The 26,145-nt window shown below is 60.8% G+C and carries 18 protein-coding genes, 2 tRNA genes and 3 rRNA genes; 14 read left to right on the top strand and 9 right to left on the bottom strand.

Annotation, left to right across the window (positions count from 1 at the left end; translation table 11 throughout):
- Window positions 1–19: 19 nt before the first annotated feature.
- The 3 genes from AC3CBN_RS04170 to AC3CBN_RS04160 all read right to left on the bottom strand — a co-directional run bounded on the left by AC3CBN_RS04170 (window position 20) and on the right by AC3CBN_RS04160 (window position 1,951).
- Entirely contained in the window at window positions 20–673 is a 654-nt protein-coding gene (locus AC3CBN_RS04170; protein ID WP_488635558.1) for a DUF4124 domain-containing protein, read from the bottom strand.
- A gap of 110 nt (window positions 674–783) precedes the next feature.
- Window positions 784–1,431, bottom strand: a complete 648-nt coding sequence (pyrE, locus tag AC3CBN_RS04165; protein ID WP_488635557.1) for an orotate phosphoribosyltransferase — start codon at window positions 1,429–1,431, stop codon at window positions 784–786.
- A gap of 22 nt (window positions 1,432–1,453) precedes the next feature.
- Window positions 1,454–1,951 (bottom strand): GNAT family N-acetyltransferase, encoded by a 498-nt coding sequence (locus AC3CBN_RS04160; RefSeq protein WP_488635556.1) that lies wholly within the window; start codon window positions 1,949–1,951, stop codon window positions 1,454–1,456.
- Window positions 1,952–1,996: 45 nt separating this feature from the next.
- Here AC3CBN_RS04160 and AC3CBN_RS04155 point away from each other — a divergent pair, with 45 nt between their 5' ends.
- From AC3CBN_RS04155 to AC3CBN_RS04145, 3 genes are all read left to right on the top strand, one after another.
- Window positions 1,997–2,767 (top strand): exodeoxyribonuclease III, encoded by a 771-nt coding sequence (locus AC3CBN_RS04155; RefSeq protein WP_488635555.1) that lies wholly within the window; start codon window positions 1,997–1,999, stop codon window positions 2,765–2,767.
- Window positions 2,757–4,073 carry an AmpG family muropeptide MFS transporter gene (locus tag AC3CBN_RS04150; protein ID WP_488635554.1) on the top strand — a complete coding sequence of 439 codons (1,317 nt, stop codon included), beginning with the start codon at window positions 2,757–2,759 and terminating at the stop codon, window positions 4,071–4,073. Before AC3CBN_RS04155 ends, AC3CBN_RS04150 begins: the two co-directional genes overlap by 11 nt.
- 100 nt (window positions 4,074–4,173) lie before the next feature.
- Window positions 4,174–4,473 carry a hypothetical protein gene (locus AC3CBN_RS04145; RefSeq protein ID WP_488635553.1) on the top strand — a complete coding sequence of 100 codons (300 nt, stop codon included), beginning with the start codon at window positions 4,174–4,176 and terminating at the stop codon, window positions 4,471–4,473.
- Here the strand turns inward: AC3CBN_RS04145 and AC3CBN_RS04140 are convergent.
- Both AC3CBN_RS04140 and AC3CBN_RS04135 read right to left on the bottom strand, forming a co-directional pair.
- On the bottom strand, window positions 4,470–5,588 hold the full coding sequence (locus AC3CBN_RS04140) for an anhydro-N-acetylmuramic acid kinase (protein WP_488635552.1): 1,119 nt from the start codon (window positions 5,586–5,588) through the stop codon (window positions 4,470–4,472). The two genes, AC3CBN_RS04145 and AC3CBN_RS04140, sit on opposite strands and share 4 nt — an antisense overlap.
- A 6-nt stretch (window positions 5,589–5,594) precedes the next feature.
- Complete coding sequence (locus AC3CBN_RS04135; RefSeq protein ID WP_488635551.1) at window positions 5,595–7,034, bottom strand: OapA family protein; 1,440 nt, start codon at window positions 7,032–7,034, stop codon at window positions 5,595–5,597.
- 185 nt (window positions 7,035–7,219) lie between these two features.
- On the opposite strand from AC3CBN_RS04135, the gene tyrS reads away from it, so the two are divergent.
- The 8 genes from tyrS to AC3CBN_RS04095 all read left to right on the top strand — a co-directional run bounded on the left by tyrS (window position 7,220) and on the right by AC3CBN_RS04095 (window position 15,331).
- Window positions 7,220–8,431 (top strand): tyrosine--tRNA ligase, encoded by a 1,212-nt coding sequence (tyrS, locus tag AC3CBN_RS04130; protein ID WP_488635550.1) that lies wholly within the window; start codon window positions 7,220–7,222, stop codon window positions 8,429–8,431.
- Between the two features lie 452 nt (window positions 8,432–8,883).
- Window positions 8,884–10,428, top strand: a 16S ribosomal RNA gene (locus AC3CBN_RS04125).
- 201 nt (window positions 10,429–10,629) lie between these two features.
- Window positions 10,630–10,706: transfer RNA gene (locus AC3CBN_RS04120), tRNA-Ile, on the top strand.
- Window positions 10,707–10,717: 11 nt separating this feature from the next.
- Window positions 10,718–10,793, top strand: a tRNA-Ala gene (locus AC3CBN_RS04115).
- 213 nt (window positions 10,794–11,006) lie between these two features.
- Window positions 11,007–13,885: ribosomal RNA gene (locus tag AC3CBN_RS04110) — 23S ribosomal RNA — on the top strand.
- Between the two features lie 127 nt (window positions 13,886–14,012).
- A 5S ribosomal RNA gene (rrf, locus tag AC3CBN_RS04105) occupies window positions 14,013–14,125 on the top strand.
- The 16S, 23S and 5S rRNA genes sit together here with 2 tRNA genes alongside, the layout of an rRNA operon.
- 189 nt (window positions 14,126–14,314) lie before the next feature.
- On the top strand, window positions 14,315–14,998 hold the full coding sequence (locus AC3CBN_RS04100; protein ID WP_488635549.1) for a rhomboid family intramembrane serine protease: 684 nt from the start codon (window positions 14,315–14,317) through the stop codon (window positions 14,996–14,998).
- A gap of 9 nt (window positions 14,999–15,007) precedes the next feature.
- Complete coding sequence (locus tag AC3CBN_RS04095; protein WP_488635548.1) at window positions 15,008–15,331, top strand: DUF1820 family protein; 324 nt, start codon at window positions 15,008–15,010, stop codon at window positions 15,329–15,331.
- 8 nt (window positions 15,332–15,339) lie between these two features.
- Here AC3CBN_RS04095 and AC3CBN_RS04090 read toward each other — a convergent pair whose 3' ends face one another.
- The 3 genes from AC3CBN_RS04090 to tfpB all read right to left on the bottom strand — a co-directional run bounded on the left by AC3CBN_RS04090 (window position 15,340) and on the right by tfpB (window position 19,127).
- Window positions 15,340–16,464 carry a hypothetical protein gene (locus AC3CBN_RS04090; RefSeq protein ID WP_488635547.1) on the bottom strand — a complete coding sequence of 375 codons (1,125 nt, stop codon included), beginning with the start codon at window positions 16,462–16,464 and terminating at the stop codon, window positions 15,340–15,342.
- Between the two features lie 84 nt (window positions 16,465–16,548).
- Entirely contained in the window at window positions 16,549–17,271 is a 723-nt protein-coding gene (locus AC3CBN_RS04085; RefSeq protein WP_488635546.1) for a glutamine amidotransferase, read from the bottom strand.
- Window positions 17,272–17,315: 44 nt separating this feature from the next.
- Entirely contained in the window at window positions 17,316–19,127 is a 1,812-nt protein-coding gene (gene tfpB, locus AC3CBN_RS04080) for a type IV pilus assembly ATPase TfpB (protein WP_488635545.1), read from the bottom strand.
- Between the two features lie 96 nt (window positions 19,128–19,223).
- Between tfpB and glyQ the strand changes: the two genes are divergently transcribed.
- On the top strand, window positions 19,224–20,135 hold the full coding sequence (gene glyQ / locus AC3CBN_RS04075) for a glycine--tRNA ligase subunit alpha (RefSeq protein WP_488635544.1): 912 nt from the start codon (window positions 19,224–19,226) through the stop codon (window positions 20,133–20,135).
- Entirely contained in the window at window positions 20,132–22,279 is a 2,148-nt protein-coding gene (glyS, locus tag AC3CBN_RS04070; RefSeq protein WP_488635543.1) for a glycine--tRNA ligase subunit beta, read from the top strand. Before glyQ ends, glyS begins: the two co-directional genes overlap by 4 nt.
- A 76-nt stretch (window positions 22,280–22,355) precedes the next feature.
- On the opposite strand, the gene AC3CBN_RS04065 is transcribed toward glyS, so the two are convergent.
- Window positions 22,356–22,922, bottom strand: coding sequence for a helix-turn-helix domain-containing protein (locus AC3CBN_RS04065; RefSeq protein WP_488635542.1), 567 nt, complete (start codon window positions 22,920–22,922; stop codon window positions 22,356–22,358).
- A 330-nt stretch (window positions 22,923–23,252) separates the two neighbouring features.
- On the opposite strand from AC3CBN_RS04065, the gene AC3CBN_RS04060 reads away from it, so the two are divergent.
- Window positions 23,253–26,141 (top strand): TonB-dependent receptor plug domain-containing protein, encoded by a 2,889-nt coding sequence (locus AC3CBN_RS04060; protein WP_488635541.1) that lies wholly within the window; start codon window positions 23,253–23,255, stop codon window positions 26,139–26,141.
- Window positions 26,142–26,145 lie beyond the last annotated feature (4 nt).

The following is a 26,145-nucleotide window of genomic DNA, read 5'->3' as shown; positions in this document are numbered from 1 at the left end:
TGACAGGTGACGACGGGGCTTACTGCCCCTGCCGCTCCTTCTCCGCCGCCACTTTCAGCTCCCGGTAATGCTGCAGGTCCCGCACATTTTTCTGTTCGGCCGCATCGCGCGCCGTTAGCTCACGGTCCAACACGCTGCGCTGCTTGGCCACGACATCGCGCTGCTTGGTGATGCTGTCGTTGAGGAACTTCGGCACCGGCTGTTTGGCGCGCTCCAGGTCACCTGCGCGGGTGAGCAGATCGGTGAGCGCCTTCTCCTGGCTTTGCAGATTGATCTTCGTGGTATGGATCTGCTGGTCGATGTTGTCCAGGCCCTGCTGCTGGGAGGCCTTATAGCCTTCCTCGGTGGGATACGCAGCAAGCATCTGCGCGTCGCCGCGTGCCCGCTCTTGTGCGGCACGCTGCTGGGCAGCTTGCTGATCCGCCAGCTTCTGCGCGGCGGCACGCTCCTCCGGATTGAGCTGGCGGTCGACGTGCTGCACGATCAGGCCGCGATCATTGACCAGGTCGTAGCCGTATTTCAGCGCATCGGACGTGAGGCTGTCGCTGTAGTGCGGCAGGCCAGTGGCGTCCTTCCAGCGATAGCGGTAGCTGCTGGCCGAGTTCTTCTGTGCCTGCGCATGTACGCCGGCAGTCAGCGCAAGCATCGCGATGACAAAAAATGTTTTACGCATGGAATTCCCCCTTTTCGGCGGAAGTATAGCCGGCGTCCCTATGACACCCGTGACGTTGCCAGGGTGCCACGATCGCCGGTGTGATCGGTTTCGCTAAGGCCAACCGCGCCTCAGACACTCACGCCGTACTGCGCGCGATACGCCACCAGTCGCGAGTGCTCGGCGGCCAACTCAGGCCGCTCGCCGGCATAGGTCAGAACGTCGCCCAGGCTGGTGATGGCAATCACGGGAATGCCGTACTCGGCAGTCACTTCCTGTGCAGCGGACAAATGGCCCTGGCCACGCTCCTGGCGGTCCAATGCGATGAGCACGCCGGCGGGCGTGGCACCCTGGGCGCGGATCAGCGCGAGCGACTCGCGCACCGCCGTGCCGGCCGTCATCACATCGTCCACGATCAGCACGCGCCCTTTCAGCGGTGCGCCCACCAGTACGCCACCTTCGCCATGATCCTTCGCCTCCTTGCGGTTGTATGCCCAAGGCAGGTCGCGGCTGTGCTGGTCGGCAAGCGCGATGGCGGTAGCGGCGGCGAGCGCTATGCCCTTGTAGGCCGGGCCGAACAGCATGTCGACGTCGATACCCGAGTTCACCACGGCAGCGGCATAGGCGCGACCGAGCTGCGCCAGTGCGGCGCCGGAATCGATCCGGCCCATGTTGAAGAAATACGGGCTCTGACGGCCGGATTTGAGCGTGAAATCGCCAAAACGCAGCACTTCGCGCTGCAAGGTGAGTTCGATGAAGTCGCGCTGGTAATCGTGCACAGGGAATCTCTCGATGGGCAGGTCAGTCGGCGAGGGCGCGCACCATCAGGTGCTGCGGCCCGGAAGGCCCACCATGGTACAACTCGCCGGTATCCGCGAAGCCCGCGCGACGGTAGAGCGCGAGGCCCGCGGTGTTGCGACTGTTCACAGTGAGCGCGAGGTCTCGCGCCGCCGGGTGTCGCAGCGAAAGATCAGCCAGGACAGCGGCCAATGCGCGCGCGCCCAGGCCGCGGCCTTGCCACCGGGCATCGATGAAGAAGGCACGCAGCCCCAGTGTGGGCCGATCAAAATCCCGTCCGGCGATGCAGCGCGGCTGCGTTTCGATGCGGTAGAAACCGATCGGAGCGCCGTCACACAGGATGGCCATAGCTTCGCTTCCATGGCAGCTCTCCGCATCGGCCAGCAAATCGGCGATGGCGCCAACATATTGCTGCTGCGCTTCGTGCACGTTCAGCTGCAGCAGCGCGGGCCGAATCGCGGTATCGACCCTCGCAACTTGTATGTCGGGCGGCATGGACATGGTTGCTATGATGGCGCATCGACTGAAGTTAAGGCATCCCTAAGCATGCGCATCATCAGCCTCAACGCCAACGGTATCCGTTCCGCCGCCAGCAAGGGCGTGTTCGAATGGCTGCGCCATCAGAAGGCCGACGTGGTCTGCCTGCAGGAAACCAAGGCGCAGGAAGACCAGCTCAGCGATCCCATGTTCCGCCCCGATGGACACCACTGCTTCTATCGGGACGCCACCAGCAAGAAGGGCTACAGCGGCGTGGCCATCTACGCCAAGCGCGAGCCGGACAAGGTGCTCACTGAGCTGGGCTGGGACGAGTTCGACAACGAAGGTCGCTACATCGAGGCGCGCTTCGGCAACCTGAGCGTGGTATCGCTGTATGTGCCCTCCGGTTCGTCCGGAGATGAGCGTCAGCAGTTCAAGTTCAAGGTGATGGACTGGCTCACGCCGATCTTCGACAAATGGCTAAAGAGCGGCCGTGACTACGTGCTGTGCGGCGACTGGAACATCGTGCGCAGCGAGCTGGACATCAAGAACTGGCGCTCCAACCAGAAGAACTCCGGCTGCCTGCCGGAAGAACGCGCATGGCTTAATGATCTGGTGGACAAGCGCGGTTGGGTCGACAGCTTCCGCACCATCAAGCCCGAAGCGGTGGAATACACCTGGTGGTCCAATCGCGGCAACGCGCGTGCCAACAACGTGGGGTGGCGCATCGACTACCAGATCGCGACGCCGTCGCTGCGCGAGCGCCTGAAGCACTGTTCCGTCTATCGCGACGAACGTTTCTCAGACCACGCGCCGTTTACGGTCGACTATGCCGAATAAGGCTCCGCCGGCTGCGAAGCCGGCCAAAGTCTCGGTGTGGCATGCCTTCACGCAGCCCGCTGCGTGGACGATGTTTCTGCTCGGCTTTTCATCCGGATTGCCGTTCCTGCTGGTGGCCGGCACCTTGGCCTACTGGCTCAAGGAAAAGGGCATCGAGCTCAAAGACATCACCATGATCGCGAGCGCGGGCCTCACTTACGCGTTCAAGTTCCTGTGGGCACCGCTGCTCGATCACTGGCGTTTGCCGGGCTTCAGGCGACTGGGACAGCGGCGCGGATGGCTGTTGCTCGCGCAACTTGGCGTCGTCGTCGGCCTGATCGGCATGGCGCTGCTGACGCCGACGCAGTTGGTGCCGTTCGTCGCAGCGACGCTGATGGTGGCTTTCTTCGGGGCGACGCAAGACATTGCCGTCGATGCGTATCGCATCGAAATTGCGCCGACGTCCGATCAGGGCGCGCTCGTGGCGACCTATGCGCTGGGCTATCGCATCGCGCTGATTGTGGCGGGGGCGGTCGCACTGATCCTGGCCGACCACATGCCTTGGCAGCAGGTCTATCTGCTCCTCGCGCTTGCCATGATCGTGCCGATCGCCACCACCTTGTGGGCTGCCGAGCCGCAGGTGGAGCGCGTCGCGCCGCAGAACTGGCGTCAGGCGATGCGGGAGAGCGTGATCGATCCCTTCGCGGATTTCTTCCGCCGCTACGGTTGGCACCTGGCCGGCGTGACGTTGCTGTTCATCCTGCTGTTCAAGATTCCCGAGCAAGCCACCATCGGCGGCGTGATGAGCCCGTTCTATCGCGACATGGGTTTCACCAAGACGCAGATCGGCACCATCACCAAGATCTACGGCATCTGGATCGGCATCGTCGGCGCCTTCGTCGGCGGCGCTGCCGTGGCGCGCTGGGGCGCCTGGCGCACTCTTGGGGTGTCGATCGTGCTGGCGGGCGTCAGCAACCTGCTTTACCTATGGTTGATCGATCATCCGGGCAACCTGCTGGTACTCACCCTCGTAATCTCCAGCGACAACTTCACGTTGGGTGTTCTGGGGCCGCCGACGGTGGCTTTCCTTTCCTCGCTGGTCAGTCGCCAGCATACTGCCACCCAGTACGCCTTGCTCAGCTCAATGGTGAACCTTCCGGGCAAATTGCTTGGCTTCTTCGCAGGCGGCATTGCGGAAGCCGCAGGTTACCGGGGCTTTTTCGTCCTTACGGTTGTATCGGTGCTTCCGGCTGGCCTGCTGTTCCTTTATCTGTGGCGCTGGTTTGGCCAGCGCGAACCAGCCGACGAGCGCGCGCCTGCCACCTGATGCGGGGCCGGCAAATCAGCCAAGCGGTCGATGGTCCCACGCCCGGCCCTGTGCAAAGATAACCAGCACAGGGGGCCTATGACTGTGGAAGGGGGAGTCCGTGCCGGACCTCGTCATACGCCATATAGACAGCCTCATGGCCGAGCGCATCAAGGCGCTGGCCAAGGAGCGACAGTGGTCGATCAATGATGTGGTGCTGCACGCACTACGTCATGGCCTTGGTATGGCTTCAACCAATCTGTTTGCCGAGACCATGCTCGACCCCGGCGAACTCACGACCTTGGCCGGCCAGTGGGACGCCAAGGAAAAGGCCGCGTTTCACGAAGCCGTCCAGGCGCTTTCGCGCACCGCGCCGACGCAATTGGCACCAGGCAGCCTGACGCTGGGTGATGAAAGCTAACGTGGCGCGGGATAAACCGCGCCGAGCACGCGAGGTCCGCGCGCACCGGTGACCGCTGGCAGGTTGCCGGGCAGACCAAGCAATCGCTGCCGTGCCAGCCAGGCGAATGCGGTTGCCTCAAGGTAGTCGGGGTCGACGCCGTATTCGGCAGTGCTCGCCAGTACTCGCGACCCAAGCAATTCACTGAGCCGCCTCATCAATACGCGGTTGTGCACACCACCTCCGCAGGCAAGCACGTCGACGGCCGCCTTGGCACGGCGATCAATCGCGTCAGCCACGCTGCGCGCCGACAGTTCAAGCAACGTTGCCTGCACATCGGCCGGCGCCAGCGACTGCACGCGCCCGTGAGATTCCAGCCAAGCCAAGTGGAAGTGCTCGCGCCCGGTGCTCTTGGGCGGGGGCAAGGCGAAATAGGGATCAGCCAGCAGTGCAGCCAAAAGCGATTCGTCGACCTGGCCCGACGCGGCAAACGCGCCGTCGGCATCGTAGGCCACGCCGTGATGGCGAAGATTCCACGCATCCATCAGCCCATTGGCCGGACCCGTGTCAAAACCCAACACCTCACCAGCGGGACCAAGTACGGTGATATTGGCGATGCCACCGAGATTGAGCACGACGCGCGTGCGCCCCGGCTGCGCCAACAGCATGGCGTGCACGGCGGGCAGCAGCGGTGCGCCCTGGCCACCGGCGGCCACGTCGGCGCGGCGGAAGTCAGCCACCACATCCATGCCGCAGCGCTCGGCGATCACCGAGGGATCGCCCACTTGCAGGGTGAAGGGAAACTGGCCGGCTGGGCGGTGTCGTAGGGTCTGGCCATGCGAGCCGATCGCGCGCACCGCTGACGCATGCGTTGCGTTGCGCGCCAGCAGCAGCTGCGCCGCGTCGGCAAAGCATTGCCCGATAGCTACGTCGAGTCGACCGTAGGCATCGAGATCGAGCCGCGTTTCATCCTGCGCCACGGCAAGAATGCGTGCGCGCAATTCGTCTGGCCACGGATGCGTAAGGGCATCGACCAGTTGCGGCGCATGGTTCTCAAAACGCACCAGCGCGGCATCGATGCCGTCAGCGCTGGTGCCCGAAATCAGGCCGAGATAAAGCGCCGAGGCATCGTCCACGTGCGGTCAGTCGTCGTTGCGCGTATTGCCGCTGGCGCGGGCTAGCTTGATGTTCGTGTCCAGCGTCTTCAGACGTGCCAGCTGCGGCTGCACTACCTGCGACCTGAACTTGGCTAGCTGCGCAGCCGGCAGCGGCTCGGGCTTGGGTAGCGTCACCTTTTGCGGGTCGCGCTGCACGTCGTTGATGCGGAATTCGTAATGCAGATGGGGGCCAGTGGCCAGACCCGTCATGCCAACAAAACCGATCACGGCGCCCTGGCTCACCCGCTGGCCCACTTTCTCGTTGGCGAACTTCGACATGTGGCCGTAGGCGGTGCTGATGCTGCCGTTGTGCTGGACGATCACGAAATTGCCGTAACCATTCATCCAGCCCTTGAACTTGATCACGCCATCGCCGGCGGCATGGATCGGCGTACCTGTCGGTGCGGCATAGTCCACGCCCTTGTGCGCGCGCATCAGGCCCAGCACCGGATGCATGCGCGCCGCGCTGAACTGCGAAGAGATGCGGGTGAAGTCCACCGGGATGCGCAGGAACGATTTCTGGATCGGGCGACCGTCCTCGCTAAACCAGCCGTAGCTGCCGTCTTCCTTCTTGAAGCGGTAGGCGGTGTAGCGATCGCCCTGGTTCACGAATTCTGCCGCGACGATCTCGCCCTCATGCAGATAGGAGCCGTCGCGGTACACGTCGTCGTAGATCACGGTGAAACTGTCGCCTTCGCGCAGGTCCTGCACGAAGTCGATGTCGTATTTAAAGAGCTCGGCCAGCTTCAGCACCATCGCATTGCTCATGCCGGCTTTGGAACCGGCCGCAAACAGTGAGCTGTCGATGGTGCCGTGCGCCACGTGTTCGCGGCGATCCACTTCACGCGTCTGCGCCGTTACCGTGGCCTTGTCGCCATCGAAACGCATGATGGCGCGGCTGGCTTCGTCCTTGTCGAAACGAATACCCTTGAGGCTGCCGTCGCTGCCGAGCAGAAAGTCGAACTCCTGTCCCGGGCTGATGTGATGCAACGCCTTGGCATCACCCGACTGGTCCACCACATGCTGCACGTCGGTAAGGCTAAGACCCTGGCTTTGGAACAGATCGGACAGCGTCTGACCCGGCTGCACCTGCACAATGTGCCAGTCTTCGACGGTAGGTGCGTGCGTCACTTCAGGGCCAGCTTTGGGCAGGGCCAGCGCCAACACGGCATGCGCAGTGGGTACCGCATCCGGGCGCATGGCACTCGCCCACGCAGGAATAAGGAAACCGGAAACCGCGGTGATCAGCAGGGCCGTGCCGGCGAGCATCCAGCGCTCGCGATGCCAGCGGATCGGTTCCGCCTCACCGTGACAGCCGAACGACCAGTGCGCACAGCGTTCGTAAAAGTGAGAGTGACGACGCTGCGCCTTTCGGCGCATAGCCTGTTTGCGCGCTGAACGCGCGATCTCTGTTCTCTCACCCATGCCCGGTGTTCCCCCGAGGTACCAAATTTCTTATTGGCGCGTACCATAGCGGCCCTGTGTAAAGGGCGTCAACGCCTTTTCCTTCAATGGGTTGCGCGTTCTTTTTGGTTAACACACAATTAACGGAAGGGTCTCGGAAGCTATGATTTCCGGTGCCGACCAAACAACGAAAATTTGAGGATTACATGAACGAGCTTGAGCAGGCGCTGGCCACCATCGCGCGCGGCGCCGACGAAATCATCAAGCAGGAGGAGCTTGTCGAGCGCCTGAAGCTCGGTCGTCCGCTGCGCATCAAGGCGGGTTTCGACCCGACTGCGCCGGACTTGCACCTGGGCCACACCGTGTTGCTCAACAAGATGCGGCAGTTCCAGGACCTGGGGCACCAGGTCATTTTCCTCATCGGCGACTTCACCGGCATGATCGGCGACCCGACCGGCAAGAACATCACCCGCAAGCCGCTTACCCGTGAGGATGTGCTGGCCAATGCCGAGACCTATGCCGAGCAGGTCTACAAGGTGCTCGACAAGGAACGCACTGAGTTGCGCTTCAATTCCGAGTGGTTCGGACAGATGACGGCCGCCGACATGATCAAGCTTGCCGCCCAGCACACTGTGGCGCGCATGCTCGAGCGCGATGACTTCGCCAAGCGCTATGCCTCGCAGCAGCCCATTGCCATCCACGAATTCCTTTATCCCCTGGTGCAGGGTTACGACTCGGTTGCGCTCAAGTGCGATGTCGAGCTCGGCGGCACCGACCAGAAGTTCAACCTGCTGATGGGCCGCGCGCTGCAGGAGCATCACGGCCAGCCGGCGCAGATCGTGCTGACCATGCCGCTGCTCGAGGGCTTGGACGGTGTCAACAAGATGTCCAAGTCGCTGGGCAACTACATCGGCATCAACGAGCCAGCCATTGATATCGTCACCAAGACGCTGAAGATTGGCGATGAGCTGATGTGGCGCTGGTTCGAACTGCTCAGCTTCGAAACTTCGCTGGACGACATTGCCCGCATGAAGCAGGAGATCGCCAGTGGTGCACTCAACCCGCGCGACGCCAAGCTCAGACTGGCGCGGGAACTGGCTACGCGCTTCCACGGTGCAGCTGCGGCCGAGCAGGCGATTGCCGGTTGGCACGCCGTCGTGCGGGGCGAAGGCGACACCAGCCTGCTGCCGCTCACGGAAATCGCTGTACCTGCAGAGGGTCTGCGACTGCCTGCACTACTTACTGCAGCGGGCCTCACGGCAAGCAACTCCGAAGCGAACCGCAAGCTCAAGGAACGCGCAGTGCGCATCGATGCAGAAGTTGTCGAAGATACGCAACGTGTGTTTTCCCCAGGTTTCGAGGCGGTTTTGCAAGTTGGTAAGCGCAACTTCGCACGCGTTTTGTTGACGGCTGCATGAGTTGATCGCGGCGACGCAACGTCGTCGCGATGCGTGTAGAAAAAAGTTTCGCGTGAGAACAGCCTCTTACGCGAAACGTGAAAAAAACTTTCAAATTTTGCTTGTCAAAAATGGGGTGCCTACCTATTATTCGCCTCCCGCCGCTGGCAGCGTCTTCCACCGGCAACAACGACAGCAAAAGCTCTTCGCTGAAGGTGTTGACGGACAGGGAAAACGATGTAAGATGAGCGGCTCACTCGGAACGAAATGTTCCGGCGCGAAATCCGAAAGGAGTCGCAAGTGATTGAGATCTTTGACAGTGTGCGCAGGTGACTTGTGTGGGCGTCTTGCGGTGGATGAGAAATTGTCCATATATGCAAGCGTCTAACCTAAGAGTCAATTCAAAAGCTTGACGTTTTATGGTTAGGACTAACGCTTCAGAAAGATAGACGGTCTTCGGACTGTCGAAAACTTAAGTGAAGAGTTTGATCCTGGCTCAGATTGAACGCTGGCGGCATGCCTAACACATGCAAGTCGAACGGCAGCACAGCAGTAGCAATACTGTGGGTGGCGAGTGGCGGACGGGTGAGTAATGCATCGGGATCTACCTAAACGTGGGGGATAACGTAGGGAAACTTACGCTAATACCGCATACGTCCTAAGGGAGAAAGCGGGGGATCGAAAGACCTCGCGCGGTTAGACGAACCGATGTTCGATTAGCTAGTTGGTAGGGTAAAGGCCTACCAAGGCGACGATCGATAGCTGGTCTGAGAGGATGATCAGCCACACTGGAACTGAGACACGGTCCAGACTCCTACGGGAGGCAGCAGTGGGGAATATTGGACAATGGGCGCAAGCCTGATCCAGCAATGCCGCGTGTGTGAAGAAGGCCTTCGGGTTGTAAAGCACTTTTATCAGGAGCGAAATGCCATTGGCTAATACCCGGTGGAGCTGACGGTACCTGAGGAATAAGCACCGGCTAACTTCGTGCCAGCAGCCGCGGTAATACGAAGGGTGCAAGCGTTAATCGGAATTACTGGGCGTAAAGCGTGCGTAGGCGGTGAGTTAAGTCTGTTGTGAAATCCCCGGGCTCAACCTGGGAATGGCAATGGATACTGGCTCGCTAGAGTGTGATAGAGGATGGTGGAATTCCCGGTGTAGCGGTGAAATGCGTAGAGATCGGGAGGAACATCAGTGGCGAAGGCGGCCATCTGGATCAACACTGACGCTGAGGCACGAAAGCGTGGGGAGCAAACAGGATTAGATACCCTGGTAGTCCACGCCCTAAACGATGCGAACTGGATGTTGGTCTCAACTCGGAGATCAGTGTCGAAGCTAACGCGTTAAGTTCGCCGCCTGGGGAGTACGGTCGCAAGACTGAAACTCAAAGGAATTGACGGGGGCCCGCACAAGCGGTGGAGTATGTGGTTTAATTCGATGCAACGCGAAGAACCTTACCTGGCCTTGACATGTCTGGAATCCTGCAGAGATGCGGGAGTGCCTTCGGGAACCAGAACACAGGTGCTGCATGGCTGTCGTCAGCTCGTGTCGTGAGATGTTGGGTTAAGTCCCGCAACGAGCGCAACCCTTGTCCTTAGTTGCCAGCACGTAATGGTGGGAACTCTAAGGAGACTGCCGGTGACAAACCGGAGGAAGGTGGGGATGACGTCAAGTCATCATGGCCCTTACGGCCAGGGCTACACACGTACTACAATGGTCGGTACAGAGGGTTGCAATACCGCGAGGTGGAGCCAATCCCAGAAAGCCGATCCCAGTCCGGATCGAAGTCTGCAACTCGACTTCGTGAAGTCGGAATCGCTAGTAATCGCAGATCAGCTATGCTGCGGTGAATACGTTCCCGGGCCTTGTACACACCGCCCGTCACACCATGGGAGTGAGTTGCTCCAGAAGCCGTTAGTCTAACCGCAAGGGGGACGACGACCACGGAGTGGTTCATGACTGGGGTGAAGTCGTAACAAGGTAGCCGTATCGGAAGGTGCGGCTGGATCACCTCCTTTCGAGAACGACAACTCCATTCCCGCAAGACGTCCACACAAGACACCTGCACTTTATTTCACGCGAAGTGATTGCTTCACGCGACATCCGTGTCGCGAAGAGCAAAACCGGCCATCCCTGGCTGGACTCCTCACGAAAACACTCGCTCTGATGATCATCGTCAGCGGCGTGTTGTTTTTTTTGAGAGAGGCACAAAGGTTCCCGGGTCTGTAGCTCAGGTGGTTAGAGCGCACCCCTGATAAGGGTGAGGCCGGTGGTTCGAGTCCTCCCAGACCCACCACCAAATCACTTGGGGCCATAGCTCAGCTGGGAGAGCACCTGCTTTGCAAGCAGGGGGTCGTCAGTTCGATCCTGACTGGCTCCACCATTTGGTGACACGACGTGAAATGAAGGCAGCGCACACAAAAGATTTAGAAACGAGACGGCACTGTGGCCGTTCTTGTGTTCTTTGAAAATGTAAACGAGTGACAAGTGTCTTGGTTCGAAACCGAATCGAGATGTGTCGTTGAGGCAAATAAGCGAATGCGTTGTTTGGCATGATCCTGAAAGGGATCGGCCCCGAGGCGACTTGGGGTTATATGGTCAAGCGACTAAGCGTATACGGTGGATGCCTTGGCAGTCAGAGGCGATGAAGGACGTGGCAGCCTGCGAAAAGTGTCGGGGAGCTGGCAACAAGCTTTGATCCGGCAATGTCCGAATGGGGAAACCCACTCCGCAAGGAGTACTGCATGGTGAATACATAGCCATGCAGAGCGAACCCGGGGAACTGAAATATCTAAGTACCCGGAGGAAAAGAAATCAACCGAGATTCCGTCAGTAGCGACGAGCGAACGCGGACTAGCCCAAAAGCATCATGTGTTTTAGCCGAACGGTTTGGAAAGGCCGGCCATAGCGGGTGATAGCCCCGTAGGCGAAAGGGCATGTGGTGTGAAATTGAGTAAGGCGGGGCACGAGAAACCCTGTCTGAACATGGGGGGACCATCCTCCAAGGCTAAATACTCCTGACTGACCGATAGCGAACAAGTACCGTGAGGGAAAGGCGAAAAGAACCCCGGAGAGGGGAGTGAAATAGATCCTGAAACCGTATACGTACAAGCAGTGGAAGCCCGCAAGGGTGACTGCGTACCTTTTGTATAATGGGTCAGCGACTTACTGTCAGTGGCAAGCTTAACCGTATAGGGGAGGCGAAGGGAAACCGAGTCTGAATAGGGCGCATAGTCTCTGGCAGTAGACCCGAAACCGAGTGATCTATCCATGGCCAGGTTGAAGGTGCGGTAACACGCACTGGAGGACCGAACCCACATCTGTTGCAATAGATGGGGATGAGCTGTGGATAGGAGTGAAAGGCTAAACAAACTCGGAGATAGCTGGTTCTCCTCGAAAGCTATTTAGGTAGCGCCTCGTATGAATCTTCCTGGGGGTAGAGCACTGTTATGGCTAGCGGCCCATCGCGGGTTAGTAAACCATGGCAAACTCCGAATACCAGGACAGAATGTACGGGAGACACACGGCGGGTGCTAACGTCCGTCGTGAAAAGGGAAACAACCCAGACCCGCAGCTAAGGTCCCCAAGTTATAGCTAAGTGGAAAACGATGTGGAAAGGCATAGACAGCCAGGAGGTTGGCTTAGAAGCAGCCACCCTTTAAAGAAAGCGTAATAGCTCACTGGTCGAGTCGGTCTGCGCGGAAGATTTAACGGGGCTAAGCTATACACCGAAGCTCGGGGTGCACACTTTGTGTGCGCGGTAGAGGAGCGTTCCGTAAGCCTGTGAAGGTGAGTTGAGAAGCTTGCTGGAGGTATCGGAAGTGCGAATGCTGACATGAGTAACGATAATGGGGGTGAAAAGCCCCCACGCCGAAAGCCCAAGGTTTCCTCGCGCAACGTTCATCGGCGCAGGGTGAGTCGGCCCCTAAGGCGAGGCAGAAATGCGTAGTCGATGGGAAGCTGGTTAATATTCCAGCACTTCTCTTAAGTGCGATGTGGGGACGGAGAAAGTTAGGTCTACCGGGCGTTGGTTGTCCCGGGGAAAGGCGGTAGGCATGAGGGTTAGGCAAATCCGGCCCTCTTTATGCCGAGCACCGAGACGAGTCCTATTGGACGAAGTGACTGATACTACGCTTCCAGGAAAAGCCACTAAGCTTCAGCTTAAGAGAAACCGTACCGTAAACCGACACTGGTAGGCAGGGTGAGAATCCCAAGGCGCTTGAGAGAACTCGGGTGAAGGAACTAGGCAAAATGGCACCGTAACTTCGGGAGAAGGTGCGCCCTTTTTGGTGGCTACATGCGTAGCTGAGCTGAGAAGGGTCGCAGTAACCTGGCCGCTGCGACTGTTTATCAAAAACACAGCACTCTGCAAACACGAAAGTGGACGTATAGGGTGTGACGCCTGCCCGGTGCTGGAAGGTTAATTGATGGGGTCAGCCGCAAGGCGAAGCTCTTGATCGAAGCCCCAGTAAACGGCGGCCGTAACTATAACGGTCCTAAGGTAGCGAAATTCCTTGTCGGGTAAGTTCCGACCTGCACGAATGGCGTAACGACAGCGGCGCTGTCTCCACCCGAGACTCAGTGAAATTGAAATCGCTGTGAAGATGCAGCGTTCCCGCGGCAAGACGGAAAGACCCCGTGAACCTTTACTATAGCTTTACACTGAACGTTGAGTTCTTCTGTGTAGGATAGGTGGGAGGCTATGAAACCGAGACGCTAGTTTCGGTGGAGCCATCCTTGAAATACCACCCTGAAGTGCTTGACGTTCTAACCTAGGTCCGTAATCCGGATCAGGGACCGTGTATGGTGGGTAGTTTGACTGGGGCGGTCTCCTCCCAAAGAGTAACGGAGGAGCACGAAGGTACGCTCAGCGCGGTCGGACATCGCGCACTGTGTGCAAAGGCATAAGCGTGCTTGACTGCGAGATCGACGGATCAAGCAGGTACGAAAGTAGGTCTTAGTGATCCGGTGGTTCTGTATGGAAGGGCCATCGCTCAACGGATAAAAGGTACTCCGGGGATAACAGGCTGATACCGCCCAAGAGTTCATATCGACGGCGGTGTTTGGCACCTCGATGTCGGCTCATCACATCCTGGGGCTGTAGCCGGTCCCAAGGGTATGGCTGTTCGCCATTTAAAGTGGTACGCGAGCTGGGTTCAGAACGTCGTGAGACAGTTCGGTCCCTATCTGTCGTGGGCGTTGGAGATTTGAGGGGGGCTGCTCCTAGTACGAGAGGACCGGAGTGGACGTTCCGCTGGTGTTCGGGTTGTCATGCCCATGGCATTGCCCGGTAGCTACGAACGGAAGTGATAACCGCTGAAAGCATCTAAGCGGGAAGCACGCCCCAAGATGAGATCTCCCGAGACTTCGAGTCTCCTTAAGGCACCATCAAGACTAGGTGGTTGATAGGCGCGGTGTGGAAGTGCAGCAATGCATTGAGCTTACGCGTACTAATGAGCCGTGCGGCTTGACCATATAACCCCAAGACGCTTCGCTAGAGTTAATTCCTCGCGATACATCTCAATCGATTTCACCTCGACACTTGTCACTCGTTTACCCCTTTGCCGGACCGGCGCTCTCCAAGCGCTGTCCGCACCTTTTCCCTGGCGGCTATAGCGCTGTGGCACCACCCGATCCCATCCCGAACTCGGAAGTGAAACGCAGCTGCGCCGATGGTAGTGTGAGCTTTCATGCAAGAGTAGGTCACCGCCAGGGGCTTTATCCCTCAAACGCCTTCCCATCCGGGAAGGCGTTTGTCTTTGCGTCACCGCAAAATGAAAGACTCGCGGCGAGTGCGACTCGGCGGAACCTGGTGTTCGCCTTCGATGCGCTGCGCTATGCATCCCAAGCTAATCGCCTATGATGCAAAGCTCTTCAGCCGACATCTCGCGGAGCAGCCATCTCGTGTTTGTTCATGTCGAAACCCGTCGTCGCCAACACGTGCAATGGGCCACTGTACTGTTGGTCATCGTGTGCGTGATCAGCTTTGTTGGGTTTGCCCTGATGCCTGCACCGCAGCGTGTATCGATGTGGCTGGAATGGGGTACGGTTCCTGCGAACATCTTCGACTCGAAGATGCCCATCCTTCCGCAGCTACATGATCCCGCGTTGTTGCGTCTCGCCACGGCCCTGTTTATCCATCTGGCCTGGCTCCATTTGTTGGGCAATCTGTTGTTCCTGGTGATCTTCGGCATCCCTGCCGAACGAGCGCTTGGCTCGCTGCGTTTTCTGCTGCTGTTTCTGCTAGGGGGCATGGTGGCCAACCTGGTCGGTGCGCTGTCGCTCGCCGGTGTGCGGTCGCCGATCATTGGTTGCAGTGGTGCTGTCTCGGCTGTGCTCGGCACCTATATCGCGTTGTTCCCGCGGGCCCGCCTCGGCCTCGTCTTACCGTTGGGCCTGTACCTGGAATTCGTGCGGGTGCCGGCTTTTCTGCTTATCGGTATCTGGGTACTGCTGCAATTTCTCTTCAGTTACGCCGGGCCCAGCTACGGTGCCGTGGTGTGGTGGACGCATATCGCCGGCTTCCTGTTCGGCGTGGTATTTGCGCTGTTTTCGCGCGATGCGATAGCGCGTCGCTTGCGTGGCTAAAATAGAAGCATGCGTACCAAGAAACTCTACAAGGTGACCTTCCTGCATCTGGGCAAGTGCTACGAGCTCTATGCGCGGCATGTGGCGTCCAGCAGTCTTTGGGGCTTCACCGAGGTTGGCGAGCTGGTATTCGAGCCGGCGGGAGAGGGCTTGCTGGTGGATCCCACCGAAGAGCGCCTGCGCGAAGAATTCAAGGATACGCGCGTGCTGCATCTGCCGATGCAGTCGGTGGTGCGGATTGAGGAAGTGGAGAGCAAAGGCGCTCTGGTGATCCGCGATGCAAGCGATGGCCAGAAGATCACGCCCTTCCCGATGCCGCCACGTGGCCGTTGATTGGACGGCTAAACGTGGCGGATCACGGCTATCACGATCTCGACCACGATCAACACGATGATGGCCAGCTCCAGCAGCTCGCCACGTTTTCCTGAAGCCTCTTCGTAGAGAGCCGCGTAGCTGTCACGGATGATGGCGAGCTTGCGATCCACGGCCTTGCTGACATGCGGGACGCGGAACAGCTCCAGGGCCGACGCGTAGACGCGAGCGAGATAGACGTCCTCGGTGACCTGCAGTGCGTTGTCCACTTTCTCGGTGATCTCGGTGACCTCTGCCACCAAAGTATAGAGATGGCGGGCGAGATCGGCGTAGCGGCGAGCGGCAAATGGGTTGGCGACGTGATGCGTGGCCTCCACGAGGTCATACATGCGAGGTAGCTCCGCATCGAGCAGCTCGTCGTAATAGCGAAGCTCGAGCAGCTGTGCATTGGCGACCTCGAGAATGTCCACGACATCCGACTCATTGCGCGGTTCGTAGATGAAGGCACGGTCCCAGGTGAGCACCGCAAGATCGTCGGCGTAGTAAGAAAAGCGTTGCCGCAATAGCTCCTGGCGAGCTTGCTCGGACAACGGCCTCGCCTCGCCCGAAAGCAAGGGAATCAAGTCGACATCATCGTGCAGTGTGGCCGTGCTGGAGACGCCTTCCAGCGCGTGCACCAGTCCTAGAAGATAGTCCTCATGCAACGGCTCCGCGCTCGGCCGGACCAGCGCTGACTGCACGACGTCCAGGATCTTCGCCACCAGTTGCGTCCAAATCGTTGTGCCGGAGGCAATTCCGAGTGCAGCATCGACCGCGTTGACGCGCGTGCTGAATTCCGCCCACGACAGGTCATCGGCCTGCACCCGCACGGTGAAGGCGGCCACGCCAAAGTCGTAGAGCCGCGCCATCACGCTGGTCTGCATGGATTGCCCGCCGATATCGATTCGCAGCGATTCCAGCGTCAGCACGACCGGAGGCACACCGAACGTCATCGCCTTGAGTGGCGCGGTGATCAGGCGACTGCGTGCCGCTGTGGTGCGCGCGTGACGGGCCCACAAGGATTCGACTGCGGCGAGGTCGATCGTATCGGCAATGTCGACCAGGCGCATCGCGATCACCGATGCCCGGTGTACGTGCGGCTGCTTCTTTTCCATTCTGCCCGTCCTCGACGTGGCAGCGCGCAGCAAGAGCTGATCGCGCTCGTGGCTCAATTCTAAATCGCCACGATGACGGGAATGTCAGCCCGAGGCGAGTCCGTGATGGCGCGAAAATTGGCGGAATAGCCGGCGCGCCAACGGGGTCGGGGCGACCTGGCGGAACGCGTGATGAGGATCGAAGCCCTCGCGGCTCATGTCATGGTGCTTGCGATCGATATAGGCGCGCATCACGTCCGCGTTGAATTCCGGATGGAATTGCGCGCTCATGGCATTGGGACCGTAGCGCAGCAGGTGGTGCGGATCACGTGCGGAACGGGCCAGCACTGTGGCGTCTTTCGGCAGCTCAAGCACGCTCTGTTCGTGCGTTGCGTGGGCGCGGAACTCGGCCGGCATGCGGCCAACCAGTAGGTCATCCGTAGCCGCATCGAGCATGCTGATCGATACCGTGCCGATCTCGCGACCGCCCGGCAGGTAGTCAACGCGGCCACCGAGCGCATGCGCCATCAGTTGATGGCCGTAGCAGACGCCGAACATCGGAAGTTCTTCGTCCATGGCATCGCGAATCCAGCCGGCAGTGCGTTCGCTCCAGGCGGCGCGCTCGGTAACCATTGCGGCGGAGCCGGTAATCAGTGCGCCGGCCACTTCGCCCGGGGCAGGCAGCGTTTCGCCGGCTTCCACATCGATGATGCGCACGCGTTGCGGCGACAGTTGTGCGCCCAGGCGGAACCAGTGCGGGAAATCGCCATGGCGCGCGCGAATGGAGGCGGGAGCGCGGCCGGTGCGAATGATCAGGACGGGTTTCATGCGATAACAACTAATGGGTGGAATGAAGGACGGATGACGCGCAGTCACACTGAACTGTGTTCGATCGGCGGAATGACGGTGAGCACTTCCTGCACGGTGGTGACGCCCCGCGCAACTTGCGCAGCGGCGGAGATGCGCAGCGGACGCATGCCTTCGGCCAGCGCGGCCTGACCGAAGTGGCCCAGGTCCAGCTGTGAGGAAATGAGCCCGCGCAGACGCGAGGAAAGCTGCATCATCTCGTAGATGCCAGTGCGGCCCATGAATCCTGTATTGCGACACTCCAGGCAGCCGAGCGGCTTGTAGACTTTCTCGGGTAGCGGCACCGTCCAGCCGTGAGTGAGTGCGGTCCACTCATGCGGATCTTGCGTGGCTTCCTGTTTGCAGTGCGGGCACAGCGTGCGCACCAGGCGCTGCGCCACCACACCCGTAAGCGTCGACTGGATCAGATAATGCGGCACGCCCAGATCGAGCAGGCGCGTCACTGCGCTGGGCGCATCATTGGTGTGCAGGGTCGATAGCACCAGATGGCCGGTGAGCGAAGCCTGTACCGCCATTTGCGCCGTTTCCAGGTCGCGGATTTCGCCCACCATGATGATGTCCGGATCCTGGCGCAGCAGCGTGCGCACGCCAGCGGCGAAATCCAGATCGATCACCGGCTGCACTTGCATCTGATTGAACTCGCTAGACACCATTTCGATGGGGTCTTCCACCGTGCACACGTTGAGTTCCGGTGTCGCGAGGTGCTTGAGCGTGGAATACAACGTGGTGGTCTTGCCCGAACCAGTGGGGCCGGTGACCAGCACGATGCCGTGCGGGCGCTCCACCATCGAGCGCCATATCTCGCCTTCCCAGGTGGAGAAGCCCAGCTGCGAAAAATCCTTGGCGACGATGTCCGGGTCGAAGATGCGCATCACCACTTTCTCACCGAAGGCGGTGGGCATGGTGGAGATACGCAACTCCACTTCGCGGCCCGAGCTTGAGCGGGTCTTGATGCGGCCATCCTGCGGACGGCGCTTCTCGGACACGTCCATGCGCGCGAGGATTTTGATGCGCGCAGTCACCGCGGTCATCACCGGTGGCGGCAGCTCGAATACCTTGTGCATCACGCCGTCGATGCGAAAGCGCATCTGACCAGCGACGCGGCGCGGCTCGAGATGGATGTCCGAGGCGCGCTGCTCGAAGGCGTATTGCAACAGCCAGTCGACGATGTGCACGACATGGCGGTCGTCCGCGCCCACTTCACCGCTCTTGCCCAGCTCCACCAACTGTTCGAAGTTGAGGATGGCGGAGGAGTCGTAGCCCGAGCCCTTGGCGTCCTGCGCCAGCTGGATCGAGCGCTGCACGCCGTAGAACTCAAGCAGGTAGCGGTTGATGTCCAGCGGATTGGACACCACACGCTTCACGTCCCGACGGATCATGTGCGAAAGGTCGGCGGCCCAGGCATTGTCGAATGGCTCGCAGGTGGCGAAGGTGACTTCGCCCGGCGCGGCGGCCACCGGCAGAATGCGATGGCGCTCGGCGTAGGCGCGGCTGACCACCTGGGTCACGGCGGCCGCGTTGATCTTCATCGGATCGATCTTGAGGTACGGCAGCTGGGCATGGCCGGCCAGCCATTCGGTCAGCGCCTCCATGCTCAGCGGCCGGCCGGGCTCTCGCTGGTTGGGCAACTTGGCGTTGGCCACCAGCACCAGCGGGTGCAGCTCGACCGTGCTGCGGCCGCTGCGCGCGCCCATGCGTACCACCTTGGCGTCCTCGGCCAGCAGGTAGCCGTCGACCACCAGCGTGGCGAGCAACTCATCAAGGGCCAGTCGGGTGTGACGGCCGAGCAAGGATACGGATTGCGGTGAAGCAGCCATGCGGCGATCTCTCCCGATGGGCTTTTGCCGCCAAAAACCAGCGACGAAAGCGGTCCCGGCTATACTAACCCGCTTTATTGAAGCCGACGGAAAGCCATGTCCGCGCGCACCTTCCAGGATGTGATCCAGACCCTCAACCGCTACTGGGCGGCGCAGGGTTGTGTCTTGCTGCAGCCGCTCGATATCGAGGTCGGCGCCGGCACCTTCCACCCCGCCACCTTCCTGCGTTCGCTCGGTCCCGAGCCGTGGGCGGCAGCGTATGTGCAGCCTTCGCGCCGTCCCACCGACGGACGCTACGGCGAGAATCCCAATCGCCTGCAGCATTACTACCAATATCAGGTAGTAATGAAGCCCAATCCCGACAACATCCTTGACCTGTACATCGGTTCGCTCAAGGAACTGGGACTGGACCCGCTGGTGCACGATCTGCGCTTTGTCGAGGACAACTGGGAATCGCCCACGCTGGGTGCCTGGGGTCTGGGCTGGGAGGTATGGCTCAACGGCATGGAAGTGACCCAGTTCACCTACTTCCAGCAGGCCGGCGGCCTGGAGTGCCGTCCGGTGACCGGTGAGATCACCTACGGTCTCGAGCGTCTGGCCATGTACCTGCAGAACGTGGACAACGTCTACGACCTGATCTGGACTGAAGGTCCTCATGGCACCGTCACCTATGGCGACGTGTTCCATCAGAACGAAGTGGAACAGAGCACCTACAACTTCGAACACGCCAACGTGCCGGAGCTGCTGCGCTGGTTCGACGTGTGCGAGAGCGAGGCCAACAAGCTGATCGCCGCCAACCTGCCGCTGCCGGCCTATGAGCAGGTGATAAAGGCCAGCCACACGTTCAACCTGCTCGATGCGCGCCGCGCCATCAGCGTGACCGAGCGTCAGCGTTACATCCTGCGCGTGCGCACGCTGGCGCGCGCCGTGGCCGAAACCTATGTGGCACAACGCGAGAAGCTCGGCTTCCCGGGCCTGAAGAAGAACGTGAAGGAGCAGGCCGCATGAGCGCCGCCAAGCCGCTGTTGATCGAACTGGGCACGGAAGAATTGCCGCCCAAGGCGCTGGACGAACTCGCTGCTGCTTTCCTTCGCGGCGTATGCGATGGCCTCGCCAAGCGCGGCGTGGATGCCGCGCTCGATCAGGCGACGCTGTATGCCTCGCCACGCCGTTTGGCCGTCCATATCCCTGACGTCGCGATCACTCAGCCGGAGCAGAGCATCGAGCGCCGCGGCCCTGCGATAAATGCCGCGCTCGACGCCGAAGGCCAGCCAAGCAAGGCTTTGCAGGGCTTCGCGCAGTCGTGCGGCGTGACCGTGGAGCAGCTGGAAAAGCTGGAAACCGACAAGGGTTCATGGTTTGTGTTCCGCGCGGTAAAGCCGGGCCAATCGGTCGCTTCGCTGCTTCCCGCCATCGTGGACGAAGCGCTCAAGGGCCTGCCTATCCCCAAGCCGATGCGCTGGGGCGATCACGACTACAGCTTTGTGCGCCCCGCACACTGGCTGGTGATTTTGCATGGTGCGGACATCATCGACGGCACCGTGCTGGGCCTCGCCAGCGGTCGCAAGTCGCGCGGGCATCGCTTCATGCATCCGCACCCCGTGCACGTGGTTGACGCCGACAGCTGGATGGACGCGATGCGCGCCGCCAAGGTGCTTGTCGATCCGGCCGAGCGTCGTCAGAAGGTTCGCGACGAAGTCGCTCGCGTAGCAACGGAAACGGGTGGCGTGCCGCAACTGGACGAAGCACTGCTCGACGAGATCGCCAACCTCACCGAATGGCCGATCGCCATCGCCTGCAAATTCGACAGCGAGTTCCTTGCGGTACCGCCTGAAGCGTTGGTCACCACCATGGAGACCAACCAGAAGTTTGTGCCGGTGTTCGACGACAACGGCAAGCTCACCGAGCATTTCATCGGTGTCGCCAATATCGAGAGCAAGCAGCCGGCGGAGATTCGCAAGGGCTATGAGCGCGTGATCCGCCCGCGTTTTGCCGACGCCAAGTTCTTCTGGGATGAAGACCTGAAGACACCGCTGGCGGGTTATCAAGATCAGCTCAAGAACGTGACCTATCAGCAGGCACTCGGCAGCCTGTGGGACAAGAGCGTGCGCGTGGCCGAACTGTCCCGCATCATCGCCAATCGCGTGGATGTGGATGCTGGTGAGGCGACTCGCGCCGCGGCGCTCAGCAAGTGCGACCTGCTCACGCGGATGGTGGGTGAATTCCCCGAACTGCAGGGCGTGATGGGTCGCTACTACGCCGCGTATCACGGTGAGACGCCGGAAGTGGCCGATGCGTTGGACAGCTACTACCAGCCGCGCTTCGCCGGTGATGCCATTGCGGCAGGCAAAGTGGGCCGTGTGCTCGCGGTGTCAGATCGACTGGATACGTTGGCTGGCATCTTTGCGGTGGGCCTCAAGCCCAGCGGCAACAAGGATCCATTTGCGCTGCGTCGTGCGGCGCTGGGCCTGGCGCGCACGCTGGTCGAAGGTGGACTTGAACTGGACCTGCGTGGCAGCTTTGTCGAAGCACTGGAACTGTTGCCGGAAGCTGCGCTGGCCGCCGGCCTCAAGCCGGGCAAGGACGGCAAGGCGCCCGCGCTCGATGCCGGCAAGCGTCGTGCCGCGCTGGTGGATGAACTGGTCGACTTCGTGCTCGAACGTCTTCGCGGTTACTACGCCGAGCAGGGTTTCACCAGCGAGCAGTTCGAGGCGGTGCTAGCGGTGTTGCCGGCCAGCCTGGTTGATTTCGATCGCCGCCTGCGCGCGGTGGCTGAGTTCGGTCGCTGTCCGGAAGCACTGAGTCTGGCCGCTGCCAACAAGCGCGTGGCCAACATCCTGCGCAAGCAGGCGGAGGAAGCCGGCGCGCCGCCACTGGGCGCCACGGTGGACCCCTCGCACTTCGAGGCAGATGCCGAGCGCACACTGGCCGCCGCGCTGGACAGTGCGCGTGCCGATACCGCCTCCCCGCTGCAGGCCGGTGACTATGCCGCCGTGCTTAGCCGCCTGGCGCAATTGCAGGCGCCGGTGGATGCGTTCTTCGACAGTGTGCTGGTCAACGCCGAAAACCCGGCAGTTCGTGCCAACCGCCTCGCCCTGCTGGGCCAGCTCAAGGCACAGTTCGGGGCCATCGCCGATATCGCGCGCCTGTAACAACGAAGCGATCGGCCACAGCAAAACGGCAGCCTGAGGGCTGCCGTTTTTTATGTGCGCGATAAGACCCTTGGCCTCAGGCGACGATCTGGCGGCTGCGCTTGACGCGTTCGTGCAGGCGCTGGTTGAACGAGACCATGGCGGAAGCATCCACATCGGTGCCGCCCGGACCGAGGATTTCGTACAGGTCAGCCAGCATGTCGGCATTGTCGGCCAGCGTAAGCCGGCTCTCGGCCAGATCCAGCTCCGATTGCAGGATGCGCAGCGCCGTGTTCAGGCGCTGCGGGTCCATCGCCATGCCGCTGGCGTGCAGCGTATCGGCTGCCGTGCGCAGCTTGGAGCGGTGACGGTTGGAGGACGCCTCTGCGTTCGGCAGATCCTCTCCCGAGGCAATGGCATCCGTCTGGATGGTGCCTTCGCCCGCGACCAGCCATACCAGGGAAATCCCCAGCGTCTTGGCCAGCGTCACGCAACGCGCGCGGGAGGGGTCTGTGTTGCCATCGCGCCAGCTGCGCACGACGCCTTCGGAAAAACCGCACATCCGGGCGATCTCGGTGACGCTGCCCACGCGCTGGATCAGCACTTTGATGCGATCAGCGAAGGTACCTGAGGACTCAATGGGCGAAATTTTATGCATGTTCATCGCAGTTTCCTGACGGATGGCGACTAATTGGGGTGAGCGTGAACCCGAATTTGAAATGTAAGCGTGAAGCAAGCGTTAGAAAAACGTTGACACTCGCAATATCTCTCTATTAGGTTCGCAAGTTCTTGTTGGCGGCAGGGGCGGGGAGTGACCGCTGTCGAATCCAAACAACGCAATTGTCGTTGATTGGTAACCATGAATTAGCTGGCTTGTTCAGCTGGCAGACAGCAAGTTCGGGCGGCGCAATGCCTTTCGAACACGCAACTCGCGCTGCAAGACGAGTTCTTTCGACCCCCGGTTGGGGCCGGGGTCTTTTACTGGGGAGAAAACATGCAATTCCGCAAGATACTCGACAATAAACTTACGGTCGCCGTGCGCTTTGCACTGTCCGTAGGTGCCTTCATGGCCGTTTCTCCGGCCATGGCGCAGGACGCTACCGGCGGCCCGGCCAGCCAGGACAACGCCAAGAAGCTGGAAACGGTGACGGTGACCGGTACGCGCATTCCGCGCGTGGACGTGGAAACCGCCCAGCCGGTGGTGACCATCGACCGCAAGCAGATCCAGAACCAGGGTTTCACTTCGGTTGCTGACATCCTGCAGAACCTGACCGAAGTCGGTTCGCCGCCGATCAGCCGCGCCAACGCGCTGTCGTCGGGCGAAGACGTGGGCGGCTACTACGTCGACCTGCGCAACCTCGGTCCCAACCGCACCCTGATCCTGGTCAACGGCAAGCGCCTGGGTGCCAACACCTCCGGCCTGCAGGACCTTGGCCAGATCCCGGTGTCGGTGATCGACCGCATCGAAGTGCTGAAGGACGGCGGTTCGTCCATCTACGGTTCGGACGCCATTGCCGGCGTGGTCAACGTGATCACGCGCAGCAACTTCACCGGCGCCGAGGCCAATGCCTACGTCGGCCAGTACGACCAGGGCGACGGCAAGGGCCAGAGCTACGACTTCACCATCGGCACGGCGAATGACCGCGGCTCGCTGATGGCCAGCGCGCAGTACCAGAAGGACGATCCGGTTTGGGCCAGGGATCGTGAGTTCAGCGCCTATCCGTCGGGCCCGTTCCACCCGACTGCCGGCTGGAGCGGCATCAGCCAGAACGGCTCGTTCAGCGGCCCCTGCGGCCCGGGCGGCGCCAAGGCGACCTGCACCCTCACGCACGGCACCGATCCGCGCGACATCGCCAACTACCATCCGATCACCTCGGCCGAGTACGCGAACTCGAACCAGGAGATGACGCTGGCGACCGGCCAGGAGCGCACCTCGCTGTTCGTGGCCGGCAAGTACGACCTGCTTGAGAACGTCGCGTTCAAGACCGACTTCCTCTACAACAAGCGCAAGACCTCCCAACAGATCGCGGGCTATCCCTACCAGGCTGCTGCGTTCGGCACGCCGATGGACGCCGACAGCTACTTCAACCCGCTGGGCAGGACGCTCAATTTTGCGCGTCGTGGTTGGGAAGTGCCGCGCACCACCGACAGCGAACTGGAAACCTACCGCTGGACGGCCGGTTTCGAAGGCTTCTTTGAGGTGGGTAGCCATACCTGGAACTGGGACGTTGGTGCGATGACCAATCGCAACAACATGCTCAAGACCGGTCACGGCGACTTCAACCTGATCAATGCACAGCAGGCTGTAGGCCCATCGTTCATGGGCTCGGACGGCAAGGTGCATTGCGGTACCGCCGCAGACCCGATCTCCGGCTGCGTGCCGTGGAACCCGCTGCTGCCGTACGGCCAGGCCGGCGCCGGTTCGCTGGCCGATCCGGCGCTGCAGACCTTCCTGTTCCCGGAATTCCACGACACCGGCAAGACCACCACGACCGACTACACCGCCAACATCGCGGGCACCGTGCCCGGCCTGCCGGCCGGCGAGATCGGCATTGCCGCGGGTGCGGAACATCGTCAGGAAGACGGCCGCTTCGTGCCGGACGCCTTCAACCAGGCGGGGCTTAGCTCGGGCCTGGCCGCCACCACCACCCAGGGCAAGTACTCGGTCAACGAGGCTTACCTGGAGTTCGACGTGCCGCTGCTGCGTGACGTGGTGATGGCGCGCGAATTGTCCATCGACGTGGCCAGCCGCTACTCGGACTACGACAACTTCGGCACCACCACCAACAGCAAGGCCAGCATCAAGTGGAAGCCGATCGACGATCTGCTTGTCCGCGGCAGCTGGGCGCAGGGCTTCCGTGCGCCGACTATCTCCGACCTTTACGGCGGTATCGGTAGCAGCTTCGAGTCGTACACCGACCCGTGCGACACCAAGAGCGGTGCGGCCAACGGCAATCCGGCTGTGGCCGCGCGTTGTACCGGTGGCTTCGGCGGCCAGGCGGCCGTGGCGCCGAACTATGTGCAGCTGGGTCAGGCGCTGAATCCTTGCACGACCTATCCGTGCCAGACGAACTACCAGTTCACCACCGGCTCCAACCCGAACCTGACGCCGGAAACGGCCACCACCCGTACGTTCGGCCTGATCTACAGCCCGCACTACGTCGACGGCCTCGACGTGTCGCTGGACTGGTACAAGATCGACATCAAGAATGTGATCAGCCAGGACGAAGTGCAGAATATCCTGGACGATTGCTACGTGGCCGGCATCGCCTCGCGTTGCTCGGGCTTCACGCGTGATCCGGGCACTGGCGTCATCACCAACATGTTCTACGGCCTGACCAACAAGGGCTGGCAGAAGACGGCTGGTTACGACTTCGGCGTGAACTATCGCTTCACGATCGACGCGATCGGTCAGTTCGGTGCGCACTGGAACACCACGTATGTCGACTACCTGAACATCAAGGCAGACGACAATCCGACCACCATCGTGCAGCCGCTCACCGGTTACGGCGGCAACTTCCGCACCCGTTCCAATCTGTCGCTCGACTTCACGCGCGGCATCTTCGGCATGACCTGGACGATGCGTTACTACTCGGGCATGACCGAGCGTTGCTCCTACGTCACCCCGGCCGAGTGCAACGACATCGACCATGTCGATCCGTTCAATGGCGCGCAGGCACAGCGTCACACCGGTTCCACCACCTTCAACGACGTCCAGTTCCGCTGGACCATGCCGTGGAAGGGCGTCATCTCGGTCGGTGCGAACAACGTGTTCGACAAGCAGGGTCCCATCATGTATTCGAAGCCGAACAGCTCCTTCGTCTACTACGGTGGTTTCGACATCGGTCGCTTCTACTACCTGAAGTACACGCAGCGCTTCTAAGCTG

The sequence above is a fragment of the Dyella sp. OK584 genome (genome assembly GCF_057787755.1).
The sequence above is the reverse complement of the archived record's forward strand: the minus strand, read 5'-3'. Positions and strand labels throughout refer to the sequence as shown.

Bases quoted from the DNA above. Each gene is read 5' to 3' on its own strand.
- AC3CBN_RS04090 (WP_488635547.1), bottom strand. From the start codon at position 16,464: ATGGAAAAGAAGCAGCCGCACGTACACCGGGCATCGGTGATCGCGATG.
- AC3CBN_RS04160 (WP_488635556.1), bottom strand. From the start codon at position 1,951: ATGTCCATGCCGCCCGACATACAAGTTGCGAGGGTCGATACCGCGATT.
- AC3CBN_RS04150 (WP_488635554.1), top strand. From the start codon at position 2,757: ATGCCGAATAAGGCTCCGCCGGCTGCGAAGCCGGCCAAAGTCTCGGTG.
- AC3CBN_RS04085 (WP_488635546.1), bottom strand. From the start codon at position 17,271: ATGAAACCCGTCCTGATCATTCGCACCGGCCGCGCTCCCGCCTCCATT.
- AC3CBN_RS04065 (WP_488635542.1), bottom strand. From the start codon at position 22,922: ATGAACATGCATAAAATTTCGCCCATTGAGTCCTCAGGTACCTTCGCT.
- tyrS (WP_488635550.1), top strand. From the start codon at position 7,220: ATGAACGAGCTTGAGCAGGCGCTGGCCACCATCGCGCGCGGCGCCGAC.
- tfpB (WP_488635545.1), bottom strand. From the start codon at position 19,127: ATGGCTGCTTCACCGCAATCCGTATCCTTGCTCGGCCGTCACACCCGA.
- AC3CBN_RS04155 (WP_488635555.1), top strand. From the start codon at position 1,997: ATGCGCATCATCAGCCTCAACGCCAACGGTATCCGTTCCGCCGCCAGC.
- AC3CBN_RS04095 (WP_488635548.1), top strand. From the start codon at position 15,008: ATGCGTACCAAGAAACTCTACAAGGTGACCTTCCTGCATCTGGGCAAG.
- glyS (WP_488635543.1), top strand. From the start codon at position 20,132: ATGAGCGCCGCCAAGCCGCTGTTGATCGAACTGGGCACGGAAGAATTG.
- glyQ (WP_488635544.1), top strand. From the start codon at position 19,224: ATGTCCGCGCGCACCTTCCAGGATGTGATCCAGACCCTCAACCGCTAC.
- AC3CBN_RS04170 (WP_488635558.1), bottom strand. From the start codon at position 673: ATGCGTAAAACATTTTTTGTCATCGCGATGCTTGCGCTGACTGCCGGC.
- AC3CBN_RS04060 (WP_488635541.1), top strand. From the start codon at position 23,253: ATGCAATTCCGCAAGATACTCGACAATAAACTTACGGTCGCCGTGCGC.
- AC3CBN_RS04135 (WP_488635551.1), bottom strand. From the start codon at position 7,034: ATGGGTGAGAGAACAGAGATCGCGCGTTCAGCGCGCAAACAGGCTATG.